The 15,477-nt window shown below is 64.4% G+C and carries 12 protein-coding genes; 8 read left to right on the plus strand and 4 right to left on the minus strand.

Features of this window, described 5'->3' with window-relative positions:
* Position 1: 1 nt before the first annotated feature.
* Positions 2 to 2,191, minus strand: a complete 2,190-nt coding sequence (locus NSE01_RS00260; protein WP_147157617.1) for an RNA degradosome polyphosphate kinase — start codon at positions 2,189 to 2,191, stop codon at positions 2 to 4.
* Positions 2,192 to 2,751: 560 nt separating this feature from the next.
* Here NSE01_RS00260 and NSE01_RS00265 point away from each other — a divergent pair.
* The 6 genes from NSE01_RS00265 (at position 2,752) to NSE01_RS00290 (ending at position 9,242) form a co-directional block, all read left to right on the plus strand.
* On the plus strand, positions 2,752 to 3,798 hold the full coding sequence (locus tag NSE01_RS00265) for a sulfate ABC transporter substrate-binding protein (RefSeq protein WP_147157618.1): 1,047 nt from the start codon (positions 2,752 to 2,754) through the stop codon (positions 3,796 to 3,798).
* Positions 3,799 to 3,820: 22 nt separating this feature from the next.
* Positions 3,821 to 4,663, plus strand: coding sequence for a sulfate ABC transporter permease subunit CysT (cysT, locus tag NSE01_RS00270; protein WP_147157619.1), 843 nt, complete (start codon positions 3,821 to 3,823; stop codon positions 4,661 to 4,663).
* Positions 4,660 to 5,496, plus strand: coding sequence for a sulfate ABC transporter permease subunit CysW (cysW, locus tag NSE01_RS00275; RefSeq protein ID WP_147157620.1), 837 nt, complete (start codon positions 4,660 to 4,662; stop codon positions 5,494 to 5,496). Before cysT ends, cysW begins: the two co-directional genes overlap by 4 nt.
* The gene (locus NSE01_RS00280) at positions 5,493 to 6,485 is read left to right on the plus strand and encodes a sulfate/molybdate ABC transporter ATP-binding protein (RefSeq protein WP_246134952.1); all 993 of its coding nucleotides are present in this window, start codon (positions 5,493 to 5,495) and stop codon (positions 6,483 to 6,485) included. Before cysW ends, NSE01_RS00280 begins: the two co-directional genes overlap by 4 nt.
* Positions 6,482 to 6,652: a YezD family protein gene (locus NSE01_RS00285; RefSeq protein WP_147157622.1), complete on the plus strand. Its 171-nt coding sequence runs from the start codon at positions 6,482 to 6,484 to the stop codon at positions 6,650 to 6,652. The genes NSE01_RS00280 and NSE01_RS00285 overlap by 4 nt, the downstream gene beginning before the upstream one ends.
* Positions 6,653 to 6,734: 82 nt before the next feature.
* Positions 6,735 to 9,242, plus strand: coding sequence for a TonB-dependent receptor (locus NSE01_RS00290; protein ID WP_147157623.1), 2,508 nt, complete (start codon positions 6,735 to 6,737; stop codon positions 9,240 to 9,242).
* Between the two features lie 72 nt (positions 9,243 to 9,314).
* On the opposite strand, the gene NSE01_RS00295 is transcribed toward NSE01_RS00290, so the two are convergent.
* The 3 genes from NSE01_RS00295 to NSE01_RS00305 form a co-directional block, all read right to left on the minus strand.
* Positions 9,315 to 10,151: an AIM24 family protein gene (locus tag NSE01_RS00295; protein WP_147157624.1), complete on the minus strand. Its 837-nt coding sequence runs from the start codon at positions 10,149 to 10,151 to the stop codon at positions 9,315 to 9,317.
* Positions 10,152 to 10,224: 73 nt separating this feature from the next.
* Positions 10,225 to 12,258 carry a putative bifunctional diguanylate cyclase/phosphodiesterase gene (locus NSE01_RS00300; protein ID WP_147157625.1) on the minus strand — a complete coding sequence of 678 codons (2,034 nt, stop codon included), beginning with the start codon at positions 12,256 to 12,258 and terminating at the stop codon, positions 10,225 to 10,227.
* A complete protein-coding gene (locus NSE01_RS00305; protein WP_246134953.1) occupies positions 12,255 to 12,881 on the minus strand; it encodes a heme NO-binding domain-containing protein in 627 nt (208 codons plus the stop codon). Before NSE01_RS00305 ends, NSE01_RS00300 begins: the two co-directional genes overlap by 4 nt.
* A gap of 199 nt (positions 12,882 to 13,080) precedes the next feature.
* Between NSE01_RS00305 and ahpC the strand changes: the two genes are divergently transcribed.
* A complete protein-coding gene (gene ahpC, locus NSE01_RS00310; protein ID WP_054121004.1) occupies positions 13,081 to 13,644 on the plus strand; it encodes an alkyl hydroperoxide reductase subunit C in 564 nt (187 codons plus the stop codon).
* A gap of 185 nt (positions 13,645 to 13,829) precedes the next feature.
* Complete coding sequence (gene ahpF / locus NSE01_RS00315) at positions 13,830 to 15,386, plus strand: alkyl hydroperoxide reductase subunit F (RefSeq protein WP_147157626.1); 1,557 nt, start codon at positions 13,830 to 13,832, stop codon at positions 15,384 to 15,386.
* Positions 15,387 to 15,477 lie beyond the last annotated feature (91 nt).

Below are 15,477 nucleotides of genomic sequence, written 5' to 3' on the forward strand. Positions count from 1 at the left end.
ATCATTGCGGGGACATCCCACCGCGCCTGAGCGCGAGCTTGGGCACCTTGCGCCCCTTGGTGAGCGCCGCGCCGCGCCCGGAGAGCGAGGGGTTGGTCATGAAATAGCGGTGCACGTTGAAAGGCTTCGGCCCCGGATCGGCGCGGTGATAGGTGCCGTCCGGCTCCAGAATCCAACTCTGCTCGGTATCGAGCAGATTGGCGAGCATGACCTGATCGAGCACCTGATCGTGCACTGTCGGGTTCTTGATCGGCACCAGCACCTCGACCCGGCGATCAAGGTTGCGTGACATGCCGTCCGCCGAGGAAATGAACACCCGCGCGCGGCGGTTCGGCAGCGGCGTGCCGTTGCCAAAGGCCCAGATTCGGCTGTGTTCGAGGAAGCGCCCGATGACGGACTTGACCCGGATTTTTTCCGACAACCCCGGAACCCCGGGCCTCAGACAGCAGATGCCGCGCACGACGAGGTTGATCTCCACCCCCGCACTGCTCGCCGCATAAAGTCGGTTGATGAGCTGGCTGTCGGTCAGCGCATTGAGCTTGGCCCAGATCGAGGCGGGCTTGCCGCTTTGCGCCAGCGCGATCTCGCGGTCGATGCATTCATAAAGCTTGCGGCGCACGCCGATGGGCGCAATCGCCAGCATCTCGGTCGCCTTCGGCTCGATATAGCCGGTGATGAAATTGAACAGCAGCCCGGCATCGCGCCCGAACTTGGGATCGGCAGTGAAGAAGCTGAGGTCGGTGTAGATCCGCGCCGTCACCGGGTGATAGTTGCCGGTGCCGAAGTGGCAGTAGGTGCGGTAGCCATCGCCCTCGCGGCGCACGACCATGCTCACCTTGGCGTGCGTCTTCCAGTCGACGAAGCCGTAGATCACCTGAACGCCCGCGCGTTCAAGCTGGCTCGCCCAATGGAGGTTCTGCTCCTCGTCAAAGCGGGCCTTGAGCTCCACGACGGCCGTGACCGACTTGCCGGCCTCTGCCGCCGCGATCAGCGCCGCGATCACCGCCGATTGCTTGCCTGCGCGGTAGAGCGTCTGCTTGATTGCCACGACATCGGGATCAGACGCAGCCTGCCGCAGGAAATCGACCACCACGTCGAAGCTTTCGAACGGGTGGTGGATCACGAGATCCTTGGTGCGGATTGCCGCGAAGCAATCGCCGTCATGCTCGCGCACGCGCTCGGGATAGCGCGGGATATAGGGCTCGAACTTCAGTTCGGGCCGGTCCGTATCGACGATCACCGAAAGGCCGTTCATCGCGAGCAGGCCGCCCGCCTTGATGACCATGGCATGATCGAGCCGCAGCTTATCGCGCAGTAGCGCCTCTGCTTCTGGGTCGAAGTTTTCCTGCACTTGCAGCAGGATAACCCTACCGCGCCGGCGCCGCTGGATCGCTGTGCGGAAATAGCGGACGAGGTCTTCGGCGTCTTCCTCGATTTCGATATCGCTATCACGCAGCACGCGGAAGGTGCCGTGGCCCTGGATGCGGAAGCCCGGGAAAAGCTTGCCCGCTCCGCGCAGGATCAGTTCCTCAACGCTCATCCAGCAAGAGGGTTCCCCCGGCAGGCGCACGAAGCGCGGCAGCGCTGGCGGCACGAGGATCATCTCGGTCACCGCCTCGCCGTCTGCCAGCCGGGTCAGCGTGAAGAGAATGCCGGTGCCCTGATTGTTGATGAAGGGGAAGGGATGTGCCGGATCGATCGCCTGCGGGGTCAGCGCCGGGAACACATGCTCTTCGAAATAGCGCGCAGCCCAATCGGACTGGGCCTTGTCGAGCTTGCGATTGCCGATGATGCGGATGCCGGCGCTGTCGAGCTGTTCGGTGAGGCCCGCAAGGATCGTCTGCTGCGCGCGCACCAGTTCCTCGACCCCGCGGTAGGCGGCCTGCAATTGCTGCGCCGGGGTGAGGCCGTCGATCGAAAGTTCGTCAATGCCCTGACGCACTTGCGCGGCGAGGCCGGCCACGCGGACCATCATGAACTCGTCGAGATTGCTGCCCGAGATTGAAAGAAAGCGCAGCCGTTCGAGCACCGGATAGTGCTCATTCTGCGCCTCGGCGAGCACGCGGCGATTGAACGCAAGCCAGCTCAGTTCGCGGTTGAAGAAGCGGTACGTAGCTGGCGGTGCTGCGCTTTCGGCGCGCGGCCGCGTGACGGCTGCGATCCTGCGTGCCGCTGTCTGCGGTTCATCCATGGCCAATGCTCCCCCCTGCGTCCGCCGGATTGCGGCGGATCGCGGCGCGGCATGCTGGCCGATTGCGACAAAGCGATGACATGACTTCCCGCATAGCACGAGGCAGGGCGGGACATGCAAGGGGAGCCGCGCCCTTATGCCCCGCTGGCCGAACCGGGGAGCCATTGCCGCGGGGGCATTCGCTTGCCACTCGGGACTGATTCGTGGGCCTTGTGGGGACGAGTTCCCCCGGCAGACACGTCAAACAGGAACCTTGTGAACTGTCTTGCGGGTCACACTTCGTCTCCAACAAATTATGTCTACTCATTTGGTCGACAATATCTCTCACTTTGGCGCTGAGCTATTCTCTACTCATTAGGTGGAGATAATCTGGCCTGCGACAGACGCGCGCTGATTCGGGGTGAAGTGCGGGGCAGGGGGCATTCGCGGCAAGCGCAATCCCATAGCTTCTCTTTCCTGCCACGAAGCAGAACTCTAATGTCTATCACATTAATTGAGTTTAGGCGCGGCCCGACGCCGCAGAGGGACTGCTGCGGCTGACGCAAACGGGAGTACGAAGCATGAGCATTCGCGATTCTGGACGCAAATCCGCTACCCGCCGTGCCGTGCTCGCGGGCTCTCTCGCCATGGGCTTCCTCCTTGCGGGCTGCTCGGGCGGCGGCTCCAAGCCGGGCGCGGTGGAGCTGACCAACGTCTCCTACGATCCCACACGTGAGCTTTATCAGGCGATCAACCCGGCGTTCGCCGCCTACTGGAAGCAGAAGACGGGCAAGGATATCACCTTCCGCATGAGCCATGGCGGGTCGGGCAAGCAGAGCCGCGCGATCATCGACGGGCTGGAGGCCGATGTCGCAACCCTCGCGCTCGCCTACGACATTGATGCCATCTCCGCGAAGGGCAAGCTGCTCGATGCCGACTGGCAAAAGGCGCTGCCGGATAACAGCGCGCCCTATACTTCGACGATCGTGTTCCTCGTGCGCAAGGGCAATCCCAAGGGCATCAAGGACTGGGGCGACCTCGTGAAGCCCGGTGTCGAGGTGATCACCGCCAATCCCAAGACGGGCGGCGGTGCGCGCTGGAACTTCCTCGCGGCCTGGGCCTATGGCCGCAAGGCTGGAGGGTCCGATGCAGCCGCCGAGGCTTATGTGAAGCAGCTGTTCAGCCATGTGCCAGTGCTCGATAGCGGCGCGCGCGGCTCGACCACCACGTTCGTCGAGCGCGGCATCGGCGACGTGCTGATCTCGTGGGAGAATGAGGCGTTCCTCGCCGAGAAGAAGCTCGGCGCGGGCAAGTTCGAGATCGTCGCGCCGTCGATCTCGATCCTCGCCGAACCTTCGGTCGCGGTCGTCACCGCGAATGCCAAGAAGCACGGCACCACCGAAGTTGCCGACGCCTATCTGCGCTATCTCTATACGCCCGAAGCGCAGACTGCGATCGCGCACAACTTCTACCGCCCGCGCGATCCGGCCATCGCACAGCAGTTCAAGGCGCAGTTCCGCGAGATTCCGATGGTCACCATCGACAAGGATTTCGGCGGCTGGGCCAAGGCGCAGAAGACCTTCTTCGATGATGGCGGCGTGTTCGACCGCATCTACTCGAAGAAGTAGGCGCAGGGCCGGGGACCGCACCATGTCCGCTCGAACCGCACGCTGGAGGCAGCCGTCCGTGCTGCCCGGCTTCGGCCTCAGCTTCGGCTTCACGCTCGCGTGGCTGACGCTGATCGTGCTGATCCCGCTTGCCACGATCTTCCTCAAGGCGGGCGGAATGGGCTGGGCGCAGGTCGTTGAAGTGGGCTTCAGCGAGCGGGCGTTGGCAGCCTACCAGCTGAGCTTCGGCACGGCTGCCATGGCAGGCCTTGTCAATGCGGTGTTCGGCCTTGTCGTTGCGTGGGTGCTCGTGCGCTATTCGTTCCCCGGCAAGCAGGTGGTGAGCGCGCTTGTCGATCTGCCCTTCGCGCTGCCGACCGCGGTCGCCGGCATTGCGCTCACCGCGCTTTATGCGCCGCAGGGCTGGATCGGCCAGTATCTCGAACCGCTCGGGATCAAGGTGGCCTTCACCTGGGTCGGCATTACCATCGCGCTCGTCTTTATCGGCCTGCCGTTCGTCGTCCGCTCGGTCGAGCCGGTGCTGGCGGATCTCGGCCGCGAGGTCGAGGAGGCCGCCGCCACGCTCGGCGCGACCCGCTGGCAGACCTTTCGCCATGTCATCTTTCCGGCCATCGGTCCTGCGCTCCTCACCGGCTTCGCACTCGCCTTTGCGCGCGGGGTGGGGGAGTACGGCTCAGTGATCTTCATTTCGGGCAACATGCCCGGCCGCACCGAGATCGCGCCGCTGCTGATCGTCACCCAGCTTGAGCAATACGCCTATGCGGGCGCCACTGCGATTGCGGTGGTGATGATGCTCGCCTCCTTCGCGGTGCTGCTGCTCATCAACCTCGTTCAAGCCGCCAGCCGCCGGAGGATGGGCGCATGAGCGTTCAGGCTATCACCGAAAGCCCGGTGATGCGCGCTGTGCTCATCACCATCGCGCTCGTGTTCCTCGGCTTCTTCCTGCTGCTGCCGCTGCTGGCGGTGTTCAGCGAGGCCCTTCGCGAGGGGGCAGGGCCGTTCCTCGACGCGCTCCACACGGCCGACGCGCTCGCCGCGATCCGGCTGACCTTGCTGATCGCCGCTATCTCCGTGCCGCTCAACATGGTGTTCGGAATTGCCGCGAGCTGGGCGATCACCAAGTTCCAGTTCCCCGGCAAGGCGCTGCTCATCACGCTGATCGACTTGCCGTTCTCGGTTTCGCCGGTCGTTTCGGGCCTGATCTTCGTGCTGCTGTTCGGCGCCAACGGCCTGTTCGGCGCGTGGCTGGCGGAGCACGATCTCAAGATCATTTTCGCGGTGCCGGGTATCGTGCTGGCAACCGTGTTCATCACCTTCCCGTTCGTTGCGCGCGAACTGATCCCGCTGATGCTGGAGCAGGGCAAGGACGATGAGGAAGCCGCGATCTCGCTTGGCGCGAACGGCTGGCAGACCTTCTGGCACGTCACGCTGCCCAATATCCGCTGGGGCCTGCTCTATGGCGTGCTGCTGTGCAACGCGCGCGCCATGGGTGAATTCGGCGCGGTCTCGGTCGTTTCCGGCCACATCCGCGGCGAGACCAACACGATGCCGCTCCATGTCGAGATTCTCTACAACGAGTATGATTTCGTCGGCGCCTTTGCGGTCGCCTCTCTTCTCGCGCTGCTCGCCCTGGTGACGCTCGTTGCCAAGACGGTGCTCGAATGGCGCTTCGGCCTCCATGCAGGAGCACGGCATTGATCCACCTTCGCGGCATAACCAAGCGCTTCGGCGATTACGCGGCGCTCCACGGCATCGATCTCGATGTCGCGCCGGGCGAGTTCATCGCGCTGCTCGGCCCCTCGGGCTCCGGCAAGACGACGCTGCTGCGCATCATCGCGGGCCTCGAATTCCAGGACAGCGGCACCGTGCTGCTCGGCGGCGAGGACGTTTCCAGCACGCCGGTCGCGGACCGCCATGTCGGCTTCGTGTTTCAGCACTATGCGTTGTTTCGCCACATGACCGTGGCCGACAACGTCGCGTTCGGGCTCAGCGTGCGCCGGGGTAAGGGCCGGCTGCCCAAGGCCGCCCGCCGCGCGCGCGCCGAGGAACTGCTGCGCCTCGTCCAGCTTGAAGGCCTCGGCAGCCGCTATCCGGGCCAGCTTTCGGGCGGTCAGCGCCAGCGCGTTGCGCTCGCCCGCGCGCTCGCCATCGAACCGCGCTTGCTTCTGCTGGATGAACCCTTCGGCGCGCTCGATGCCAAGGTGCGCAAGGACCTGCGCCGCTGGCTGCGCGATCTGCACAAGGCGATGGGGCTCACCTCGATCTTCGTGACGCACGATCAGGAAGAAGCGCTTGAGCTGGCCGACCGCGTCGTGGTGATGAACCAAGGCCGGATCGAGCAGATCGGCGCGCCCGACGCGGTCTACATGAACCCCGAAACGCCCTTCGTCTCGCACTTCGTGGGTGAGACCAACCGCTTGCCCGCTGCCGGGGGCGAGATCCATTTTCGCCCGCACGAGATCACGCTTTCAGCAGACGGCGCGGAGGCACTGCTTGTCGATAACGTGTTCCGCAAGGGTGCGGTGTGGCGGGCTGAGGGCTTGCTCGAAGGTAGCGGCCAGTTCGTCGAGCTCGATCTGCCGAGCAGCGGCGATGCCCCGCAACTGGGCCAGACGATCCGCTTCAACCCCCACCGCGCCCGCATGTTCACCGCAGATGGAGACCAGACCCAAGGAGAAACCCGATGACCACACCACCCCTGGCGCCTGATGCCCAGCGTCACCTCGAGGAAAGCATCGCCTCCGTGCGCGAAGCGCTCACCGGGCTGCGCTTCGGCACGGTTGCGCTGACGGTGCACGAAGGCCGCGTCGTTCAGATCGACGTGACCGAGAAGAAGCGCCTCAAGCCCAGCTGACCTGATCCAACTTTCACAACCCAATTCACAATCGCCCACCGGACCACCGGAGGCATCGTGACCCTGATCCAAAGGATTGACGATGACTTTGCGTGTCCTGCTCCTTGGCGGAGCGGCGATCCTGCCGCTTGCCGCCGCAACTCCGGCGTTTGCCGCTGAAACCCTTGGCGAAACCGCTCCCGCATCCGACGCTGCCGCGCCCGCTGACCAGACCACTTCGGTCGGCACCGGCCAGTCCGACAACGATACCATCGTGGTCACCGCGCGCCGCCGCGCTGAAACCGCGCAGGACGTGCCGCTCGCCATCTCGGTCGTCGGCGGCGATCACATCGACGCGACTGGTGCGTTCAACGTCGGCCGCCTTCAGCAACTGACGCCAACGCTGCAGTTCACCTCGTCGAACCCGCGCAACACCTCGGTGAACATTCGCGGTCTCGGCGCGCCGCTCGGCCTCACCAACGATGGCATCGAGCAGGGCGTGGGCATCTATGTCGACGACGTCTACATGGCGCGCGTCGCGAGCAGCACGTTCGACTTCCTCGATGTGAAGCAGATCGAAGTGCTGCGCGGGCCGCAGGGCACGCTCAACGGCAAGAACACCACTGCCGGCGCGATCAACATCACCAGCCGCCAGCCTTCGTTCGACACGGAAGGCCGCGTCGAACTGAGCGGCGGCAATTACGGCTTCTTCCAGGGCAAGGCGGCGGTCAACACACCCTTGTCCGATACGGTCGCGGTGCGTCTGGCCGGCTCGCTGACCCGGCGCGATGGCACAATCACCAACGTCACCTCGAAGCTCAAGGTCAATTCACAGGACAACCTCGGCCTGCGCGGGCAGATCCTGTGGAAGCCCTCGAACGGCGTCGAGTTCACGCTGGCGGCGGACTACAGCCACCAGAACCCCACCTGCTGCACGCAGGTTTACGTCCGCGTTGGCGCCACGCAGCGTCCGCTGAACCGCCAGTACGATGCGCTTGCCGCCGCGCAGAACTACGCCGTGCCGAGCACCAATCCGTTCGACCGGGTGACCGACGTCGATACGCCGCTGCGTGCCAAGAACGATATCGGCGGCGTTTCGCTGCGCGCCAAGATCGATACCGGGATCGGCACGATCACCTCGGTCACCGCATGGCGCTACTGGGATTGGGATCCCTCGAACGACCGCGATTTCCTCGGCCTGCCGATCACGTCGAAATCGCAGAACCCGTCGCATCAGGACCAGTATTCGCAAGAGCTGCGCCTCTCTGGCGAGACCGGCAAGCTGGGCTACACGCTGGGTGCGTTCGGCTTCTACCAGAAGATCCGCACGCTGGGCCTGCAGCAGCAGGGTTCGGCCGCAAGCCGGTGGCTGATCGCGCCGAGCAACGCGCTTTCCCGCGATCCCACTGTGCTCGATGGGCTCACGGCGAACAACGACATCAACTTCAAGAACACCAGCGCGGCGATTTTCGGCAAGTTCATCTACAAGCTGACCGACAGCTTCTCGATCCAGCCCGGCTTTCGCCTGAACTACGACAAGAAGGACGGCAGCTACAATTCGGTCGTGACCGATGGCGCCGGCAATCTGGTGGTGTTCGAATCCGATGCGGCGGGCAAGAGCCTCAACTCCGCGCGCGAACGGGCGCAGCTGGCCGTGCTGGCCCCGCAGTCGTTCAAGGCTAACTTCAGCGACTGGAATTTCTCGGGCGACGTGACCGCCGCGTGGGATGTCACCCGTGATATCCACCTCTACGCAACTTATGCGAAGAGCTTCAAGACGGGCGGCATTAACCTCAACGGCGTGCCGGCTGATGCGGTTACGGGTGTGCCGCTGCTTGATCTTGCCACGATCAAGCCGGAATCGGTGAACCACTACGAAGTGGGTATCAAGACCCAGTTCCTTGACCGGAAGCTGACGTTCAACCTTTCGGCTTTCCGCACCGATATCGGCAACTATCAGGCGCAGGTCTCGAACTTCGCGGTCGGCCTGATCCGCGGCTATCTGGCCAATGCGGACAAGGCGCGGTCGCAGGGCTTCGAATTCGACGCCTCGTTCCGGCCGAGCGAGCGTTTCAACATCTACGGCAACGGCGCGTACACCGATGCCAAGTTCGTGAAGTTCACCAATGCGCCGTGCCCGCCCGAGCTTTCCGGCGGCAGCGCGCAGCCGCTTGATGCCAACGGTGTGCCGACCGGTCCGACGGCGCCCGCCGGCACACCCGGCATCAGCCCTTCGCAGTGCGATATTTCGGGCTCGCGCCTACCCGGCGTTTCGAAGTGGGCGTTTTCCTATGGCGCGGAAGGCAACGTGCCGGTCACGCTCTTCGGCAAGGAAGGCCAGGCCTATGTCGGCTTCGATGGCAGCTACCGGTCGTCGTGGTCGTCGAATGCAAGTCCCTCGGCCTATACCAATGTCGATGGCTATGCGTTGACCAACTTCCGGGCGGGCTTCCGCACCGAGAAGGGGATCGACGTCTATGGTTGGGTCCGCAACGCGTTCGACGTGAACTACTTCGATCAGCTTGCGGTCGCGTCCGGCAGCACCGGTCTGATCGTCGGCAATGTCGGCGATCCGCGCACGTTCGGCGGCACGGTCAAGCTGACCTTCTGAGGCCGGCAGGTGGGGGAGGGCGCCCGCAGCGCCTTCCCCCACGCTTCAGGTGTTGGCCGCTCCGGGCAACCCTTACCGGTTCCCGTCGATGAAATCGCCCAGCACGCCGAGCGCCGAACCTTCGCCGCGGTTCTGCCCGCCGCCCGGCATGGCTGCTGCCAGCATCCGCCCGGCAAGGCGCGCAAAAGGGAGGGACTGGATCCACACCTTGCCCGGTCCGGTCAGCCGCGCAAAGAACAGGCCTTCACCGCCGAACAGCACGCTTTTCACACCGCCCGCGCCGATCAGGTCGAATGTCACGCCCGGGGTATAGGCGGCAAGGCAGCCGGTATCGACATGCAGTTCCTCGCCCGGCGCCAACGTGCGTTCGGTGAGAGTGCCGCCCATCTGCACGAAGACCCAGCCATCACCGTCTAGCTTCTGCATGATGAAGCCTTCGCCGCCGAACAGACCGGTCATGATGCGGCGCTGGAATGCGATGCCGATGGAAACCCCGCGCGCGGCGCAGAGAAAGCTGTCCTTCTGGCAGATCAGCGTGCCGCCAAGGTCCGAAAGCTTGAGCGGCAGGATCGCGCCAGGGGTCGGGGATGCGAACGCGACGCGCGCCTTGCCCTGGCCGGTATGCGTGAACACGGTGGTGAACAGGCTTTCCCCGGTCAGCAGGCGTTTGCCCGCGCCCAGCAGCTTGCCCATGAAGCCGCCGCCCTGATCGGCGCTGCCATCCCCGAACACGGTGGTCATTTCGATCGAGCCGTCCTTCCACACGAAGGCCCCGGCTTCGGCGACTGCGCTTTCTCCGGGATCGAGTTCGATTTCGACGAACTGAAGTTCCTGCCCCTTGATCTCGAAGTCGATATCGTCGGCTACACCGGCGCTACGCATGTGACGCCAGGGGTTGTTCGATGCCATCGCGGTGGTTCCCTTATCCGGATGCTGCGTGAGGACCCCATACTAGCCGATCAACGCGAAGACACAGCAGGCTTTATTTGCGGGGAGGAGCTGCTTCGGGCCACACCAGTGCAAAGGCGCTCGCTTCATCGAGCGGCCGGCCAAGGTGATAGCCTTGGCCAAATTCGCAGCCCATCTCGCGCAGCGATGCGCCCTGCTCGACTGTTTCGATCCCTTCCGCCACCACCGAGAGGTTGAGGTTGCTGGCCAGATCGAGGATCGCGCGGATGATCTTGCGGCTCTTGGGATCGTCCATCGAGGCGATGAACGAGCGGTCGATCTTGAGCGTGTCGAACGGCAAGTTTTGCAGATAGCTCAGCGAGGAATAGCCGGTCCCGAAATCATCGAGACTGGTCTTCACGCCCCAACAGCGCACTTGCTCCAGCACCTGCCGCGTCTGGTCAGGATCGATGATCGCGACGCCTTCGGTCACTTCAAGCCGAACCAGCTCGGGCGGCACGCCGGTTTCCAGCAGCACGCGCTGGACGTGCGAGGAGAAGGTCGGCTGCAGGAACTGCTGCGGAGCGATGTTGATGCTGATGTAGGGGAGTTCGCTCGCCTTCAGGCCATGCGCGGTCAGATCCGCGTGGAGCCGCGCCATCGCGTTGCATGCCTGCCGCAGAACCCAATCGCCAATGAACACGATCAGACCGCCCGCTTCGGCTGCCGGCATGAACCGTCCGGGCTCGAGCAGGCCGCGATCCGGATGGTTCCAGCGGATCAGCGCCTCGAAGCCGCGCAATCCTCCGGCAGACTGACTTTTGCCGAGCGCAAAGATCGGCTGGTAGAACAATGTGAACTGCTTCTCGCGGATCGCATCGCGCAGTTCGTTTTCCAGCGCCATGCGATTGCGGCGTTCATTGCCAAGACTTTCCGAGAAGGCCACTACCCCGCCCTGACCGCTGGACTTTGCCTCATACATCGCAAGGTCTGCGTCCTGCCTCAGCTGCTCGATCGAGAAGTAGCTTGGCGAGCTGTGCGCTATGCCGATGGACAGCCCGACATTGACGCATTCGTCTGCGACATGGATGGGCGATTTCAATGCATCGATCAGCGTGCCGGCGAGGTCCATGGCGATCGCCGGATCCGGCAGGGCATCCAGCACGACCACGAATTCGTCACCGCCGACGCGGGCGAGGGTTGCCCGCCAGCCGGGATTGTCGCTCCGCCGCCGCCCGCCCATCCGCGCGGAAATCACATTGTCGAAGCGCCGCGCCGTCTCGATCAGCACGATATCGCCGGCGTGGTGGCCATATTTGTCGTTGATTGCCTTGAACCCGTCGAGATCGATGACCAGCACGGCGAGCCCTTCGCGGTTTTCCGGCAGCCGGTCGAACGCCGCACGCGAGCGTTCATCGAGCAGCGTGCGATTGGGCAGACCGGTCATTGCATCGTGCAGCGCATCATGCAGCAGCGCCGCGCGCGCATGTTCGCGCTCGATCACGCGCGCCAGCTGCGTCGCCGCTTGCGTCACCGTCAGCAGGATCGCGTCCTTGTCGATCATGGCGGTGCGCGAGAAGAATTCGAGTACGCAGACGATCTCGTCACCAATCAACACCGGAAAGGCGCAGGCCGCGTGGAAGCCGCATGCGGCCGCCTCGGCGCGGCGGCAGAAACTGGTCGCCAGCTCGCTTTCGTCTACCCAGTGCGGATGCCCATCGCGCAGGACGCGGCCCGGCAAGCCTTCGCCACTGGCAAACGTGCTCCCCCGGGTGGCCTCCACCAGCGGAAACAGTCGGGCCGGTTCGGCGCTGCACCACGCATCGCAGGAGGCTGCCTTTCCGCCGGGTTCGACCCGGTAGGCCGAACCGAAGGCCCAGTTCATGTGCTCGCAGATTTCCTTGAGCACCTCGCCGATAGCGTCGCCGAAATTGTTTGAGCGGTTGGCGCAATCGGTGATGCGTTGCAGCAGCGCGAGCCGCACCTGACTTTCGTAGAGTTCGCGCAGGCCTCGTTCGGCGATTGCTTCGGCCTGCCGCCGTCCTTCGCGCTCGCGCTGCACAAGCCGTTCGAGCCGCTCGACGACTGTCGCGTCATCGGGGGGGAGGGGGATCGCCTCCTGCTTCATGGGGTCCAGTCCAGCGCGATCCGGCACACGGGATGGCCGTGCTGCATGCAGGAAAGGTGCTCTATGGCGACCCGGTTGCCATAGTGGTCCGCCGCGCCCTCGATGAAGCCGTGGGCCAGCTGGCACATCCGCCGCGGCGACTTGTAGGCTAGCCCGGTCCGCCCGTCCTCCAGATCGTGAAAATGGAAATGCGGGCAGGCCGCCCCGGTATAGAGCTTGCGCACTTCAGGGTGGATTACGTCATTGATGCTTGCCACGAACGATTGCGCGCTCACGTGCGGGGTGAAGAACTTCTCATAGCGTTCGAACAGCAGCGGGATCGCACTGCGCCCGAACCAGCGCAAAACCTCGCCCGCGCTCACCCCCAGAACAATGGAGGCGGCATCGATCAGCCGTATCACCTCGCTGTCAGGATAGCTGCCGAGCGAGGTGTAGGCTCCTTCGAGGCCGGCCATTTCGAGCAGGCCGTCCCAGGCGAGCAAGCCATGCTCGCGCGCCACGGCATCCTCGAGCAGGTTGAACACGACGCCCTTCATCGTCTCACGCACTTTCCGCAGGTCTTCTGTCGAGGGGCAATGCCACCACGCTCCTGCCAGCCGCGTGAAACGGGCTATCGGGCGCATTGCCTAGTTGCAGAACATCAGGCTGCTAACCATGTCCTGACACATGGGAGTGCAGTCCTTATTGATCGACCCAGTCAATCAATATGCTCAGGATTGATCATTAGCGCGGCGTGATCGTTCGCGCTAAAGGCTCCCTAGCCAATCCGGCTACCCCATTCACACGGACCATCCCGGTCCGCGATCACAAGGAAGCAAGTGCATGTCCCTGCTGAGCACCCCGATCAAGCCCTTCGCCAACACGGCCTACAAGGAAGGCAAGTTCGTCGACATCACCGAGGCCGATATCGCCGGCAAGTGGGCGGTGTTCTTCTTCTACCCGGCCGACTTCACCTTCGTCTGCCCGACCGAGCTCGAAGACCTTCAGGACAACTATGCCGAGCTGCAGGGCATGGGCGTCGAAGTGTTCGGCGTTTCGACCGACACGCACTTCAGCCACAAGGCCTGGGCGGACAGCTCGCCGGCCATCGGCAAGATCACCTACTACCTCGTCGGTGACCAGAACCACACGCTGACCAACGCGTTCGACAACCTGCGCCCCGGCGTCGGCCTTGCTGATCGCGGCACCTTCGTCGTCGATCCGGACGGTATCATCCAGCTGATCGAGATCACGCCTGAGGGCGTGGGCCGCAACGCCGCCGAACTCGTCCGCAAGATCAAGGCCGCCAAGTACTGGCGCGAGCACCCCGGCCAGGTGTGCCCGGCCAAGTGGGAAGAAGGCAGCGAGACCCTCGCTCCCTCGATCGACCTCGTCGGCAAGATCTGATGACCCTTTGCGAGAGCGCCGGCACTCCCCCCGCACGGCCTCTCGCAACCCGCCGGGCGGCGGCCTTTCCCTCCCCCTCCGCCGCCGCCCGGCCCCTCATTCTTCACAAGTGCCTGCCTGCCGCGCGGTGATCCCTCCCGCGCGAGCGGATCTGCCTGTCTGCTGACCTTCAAGGAACCCCAGCCATGTCGCTGCTCGATGCCGCCACGACCGCCCAGCTCAAGACCTATCTCGGCAATCTGCGCCGTCCGATCGAGCTCGTCGCTTCGCTCGGTGAAGGCCAGAAGAGCGCCGACACGAAGAGCCTTGTCGAGGAAATCGCCGCCCTGTCCGACAAGGTGACGGCCCGCTTCGACGGCACCGATGCCCGCAAGCCCAGCTTCGCCATCGGCGCGGCGGGTGAGGCCGCACGGGTGACGTTCGCGGGCCTCCCGCTCGGCCACGAGTTCACTTCGCTGATCCTCGCGCTGCTGCATGTCGGCGGCCACCCGCCCAAGGAAGAGGCCGAACTGCTCGATACGGTGCGCGGCCTCGAAGGCCCGCTGCACTTCGAGACATTCTTCTCGCTCACCTGCCAGAACTGCCCCGACGTGGTGCAGTCGCTCAATATCATGGCGGCGCTGAACCCTGAGATCACCCATGTCGCCATCGACGGCGCGCTGTTCCAGGACGAAGTGGAGCGCCGGAAGATCATGGCGGTGCCGCAGGTGTTCCTGAACGGCGAACCCTTCGGCCAGGGCCGCATGGACCTCGCCCAGATTGTTGCCAAGATCGATACCGGCGCGGTCGCCCGCGCGGCGGAGAAGATCGCCGCTAAGGAGCCGTTCGATGTTCTCGTCGTCGGCGGCGGCCCGGCAGGCGCGGCAGCGGCTATCTACGCCGCGCGCAAAGGCATCCGCACCGGTGTCGTCACCGAGCGCTTCGGCGGTCAGGTGCTCGATACGATGGGCATCGAGAACTTCATCTCGGTCCAGCACACCGAGGGTCCGCGTCTTGTCGCCCAACTGGAACAGCACGTGAAGGACTACGATGTCGACGTGATGAACCTGCAGAAGGCGGTTTCGCTGAAGCCTGCGAATGGTGACGGCCTCGCCACCATCGAGCTGGAAAGCGGCGCCTCGCTCCGCGCGAAGACTGTCATTCTCTCCACCGGCGCGCGTTGGCGGCAGATCGGCGTGCCGGGCGAAGACGAGTACCGCAACAAGGGTGTCGCCTACTGCCCGCACTGCGACGGCCCGCTCTACAAGGGCAAGCGCACGGCTGTGATCGGCGGCGGCAACTCGGGTGTCGAGGCGGCGATCGACCTTGCCGGTATCGTCGCGCATGTCACGCTGATCGAATTTGACAGCGAACTGCGCGCGGATGCGGTGCTCCAGACCAAGCTGCGCAGCCTGCCCAACGTCACTGTCATTACCTCGGCGCTCACGACCGAAGTGACCGGCGATGGCGAGAAGGTGACCGGCCTCGTCTACCGCGACCGCAAGACCGATGAAGTCCACACCCTCGCGCTCGAAGGCATCTTCGTGCAGATCGGCCTCGTTCCCAACACCGAATGGCTCGGCGGCGCGCTGGCGATGACCAATCGCGGCGAGATCGAGATCGACAGCCACCTCGCAACGAGCGTTCCGGGTGTGTTTGCCGCAGGCGACGTCACCACGGTGCCCTACAAGCAGATCGTCATCGCGATGGGCGAAGGCTCCAAGGCGGCGCTCTCGGCGTTCGACTACCTGATCCGGCACTAAGTTGCCGGAAAGCCCCTCCCGATCACCCTGAGGCGGGTGATCGCAAGGGCAGGGTAGGGGCAGTTGCACGCGCGGCTGCTCCGCCGCTCTG

It is taken from the genome of Novosphingobium sediminis (assembly GCF_007991615.1).
Lineage (GTDB): Bacteria > Pseudomonadota > Alphaproteobacteria > Sphingomonadales > Sphingomonadaceae > Novosphingobium > Novosphingobium sediminis.

What these genes read in the sequence shown, in the direction of transcription:
- NSE01_RS00260 (WP_147157617.1), bottom strand. Translation starts at nt 2,191, where the DNA reads ATGGATGAACCGCAGACAGCGGCACGCAGGATCGCAGCCGTCACGCGG.
- NSE01_RS00265 (WP_147157618.1), top strand. Translation starts at nt 2,752, where the DNA reads ATGAGCATTCGCGATTCTGGACGCAAATCCGCTACCCGCCGTGCCGTG.
- cysT (WP_147157619.1), top strand. Translation starts at nt 3,821, where the DNA reads ATGTCCGCTCGAACCGCACGCTGGAGGCAGCCGTCCGTGCTGCCCGGC.
- cysW (WP_147157620.1), top strand. Translation starts at nt 4,660, where the DNA reads ATGAGCGTTCAGGCTATCACCGAAAGCCCGGTGATGCGCGCTGTGCTC.
- NSE01_RS00285 (WP_147157622.1), top strand. Translation starts at nt 6,482, where the DNA reads ATGACCACACCACCCCTGGCGCCTGATGCCCAGCGTCACCTCGAGGAA.
- NSE01_RS00290 (WP_147157623.1), top strand. Translation starts at nt 6,735, where the DNA reads ATGACTTTGCGTGTCCTGCTCCTTGGCGGAGCGGCGATCCTGCCGCTT.
- NSE01_RS00295 (WP_147157624.1), bottom strand. Translation starts at nt 10,151, where the DNA reads ATGGCATCGAACAACCCCTGGCGTCACATGCGTAGCGCCGGTGTAGCC.
- NSE01_RS00300 (WP_147157625.1), bottom strand. Translation starts at nt 12,258, where the DNA reads ATGAAGCAGGAGGCGATCCCCCTCCCCCCCGATGACGCGACAGTCGTC.
- NSE01_RS00305 (WP_246134953.1), bottom strand. Translation starts at nt 12,881, where the DNA reads ATGCGCCCGATAGCCCGTTTCACGCGGCTGGCAGGAGCGTGGTGGCAT.
- ahpC (WP_054121004.1), top strand. Translation starts at nt 13,081, where the DNA reads ATGTCCCTGCTGAGCACCCCGATCAAGCCCTTCGCCAACACGGCCTAC.
- ahpF (WP_147157626.1), top strand. Translation starts at nt 13,830, where the DNA reads ATGTCGCTGCTCGATGCCGCCACGACCGCCCAGCTCAAGACCTATCTC.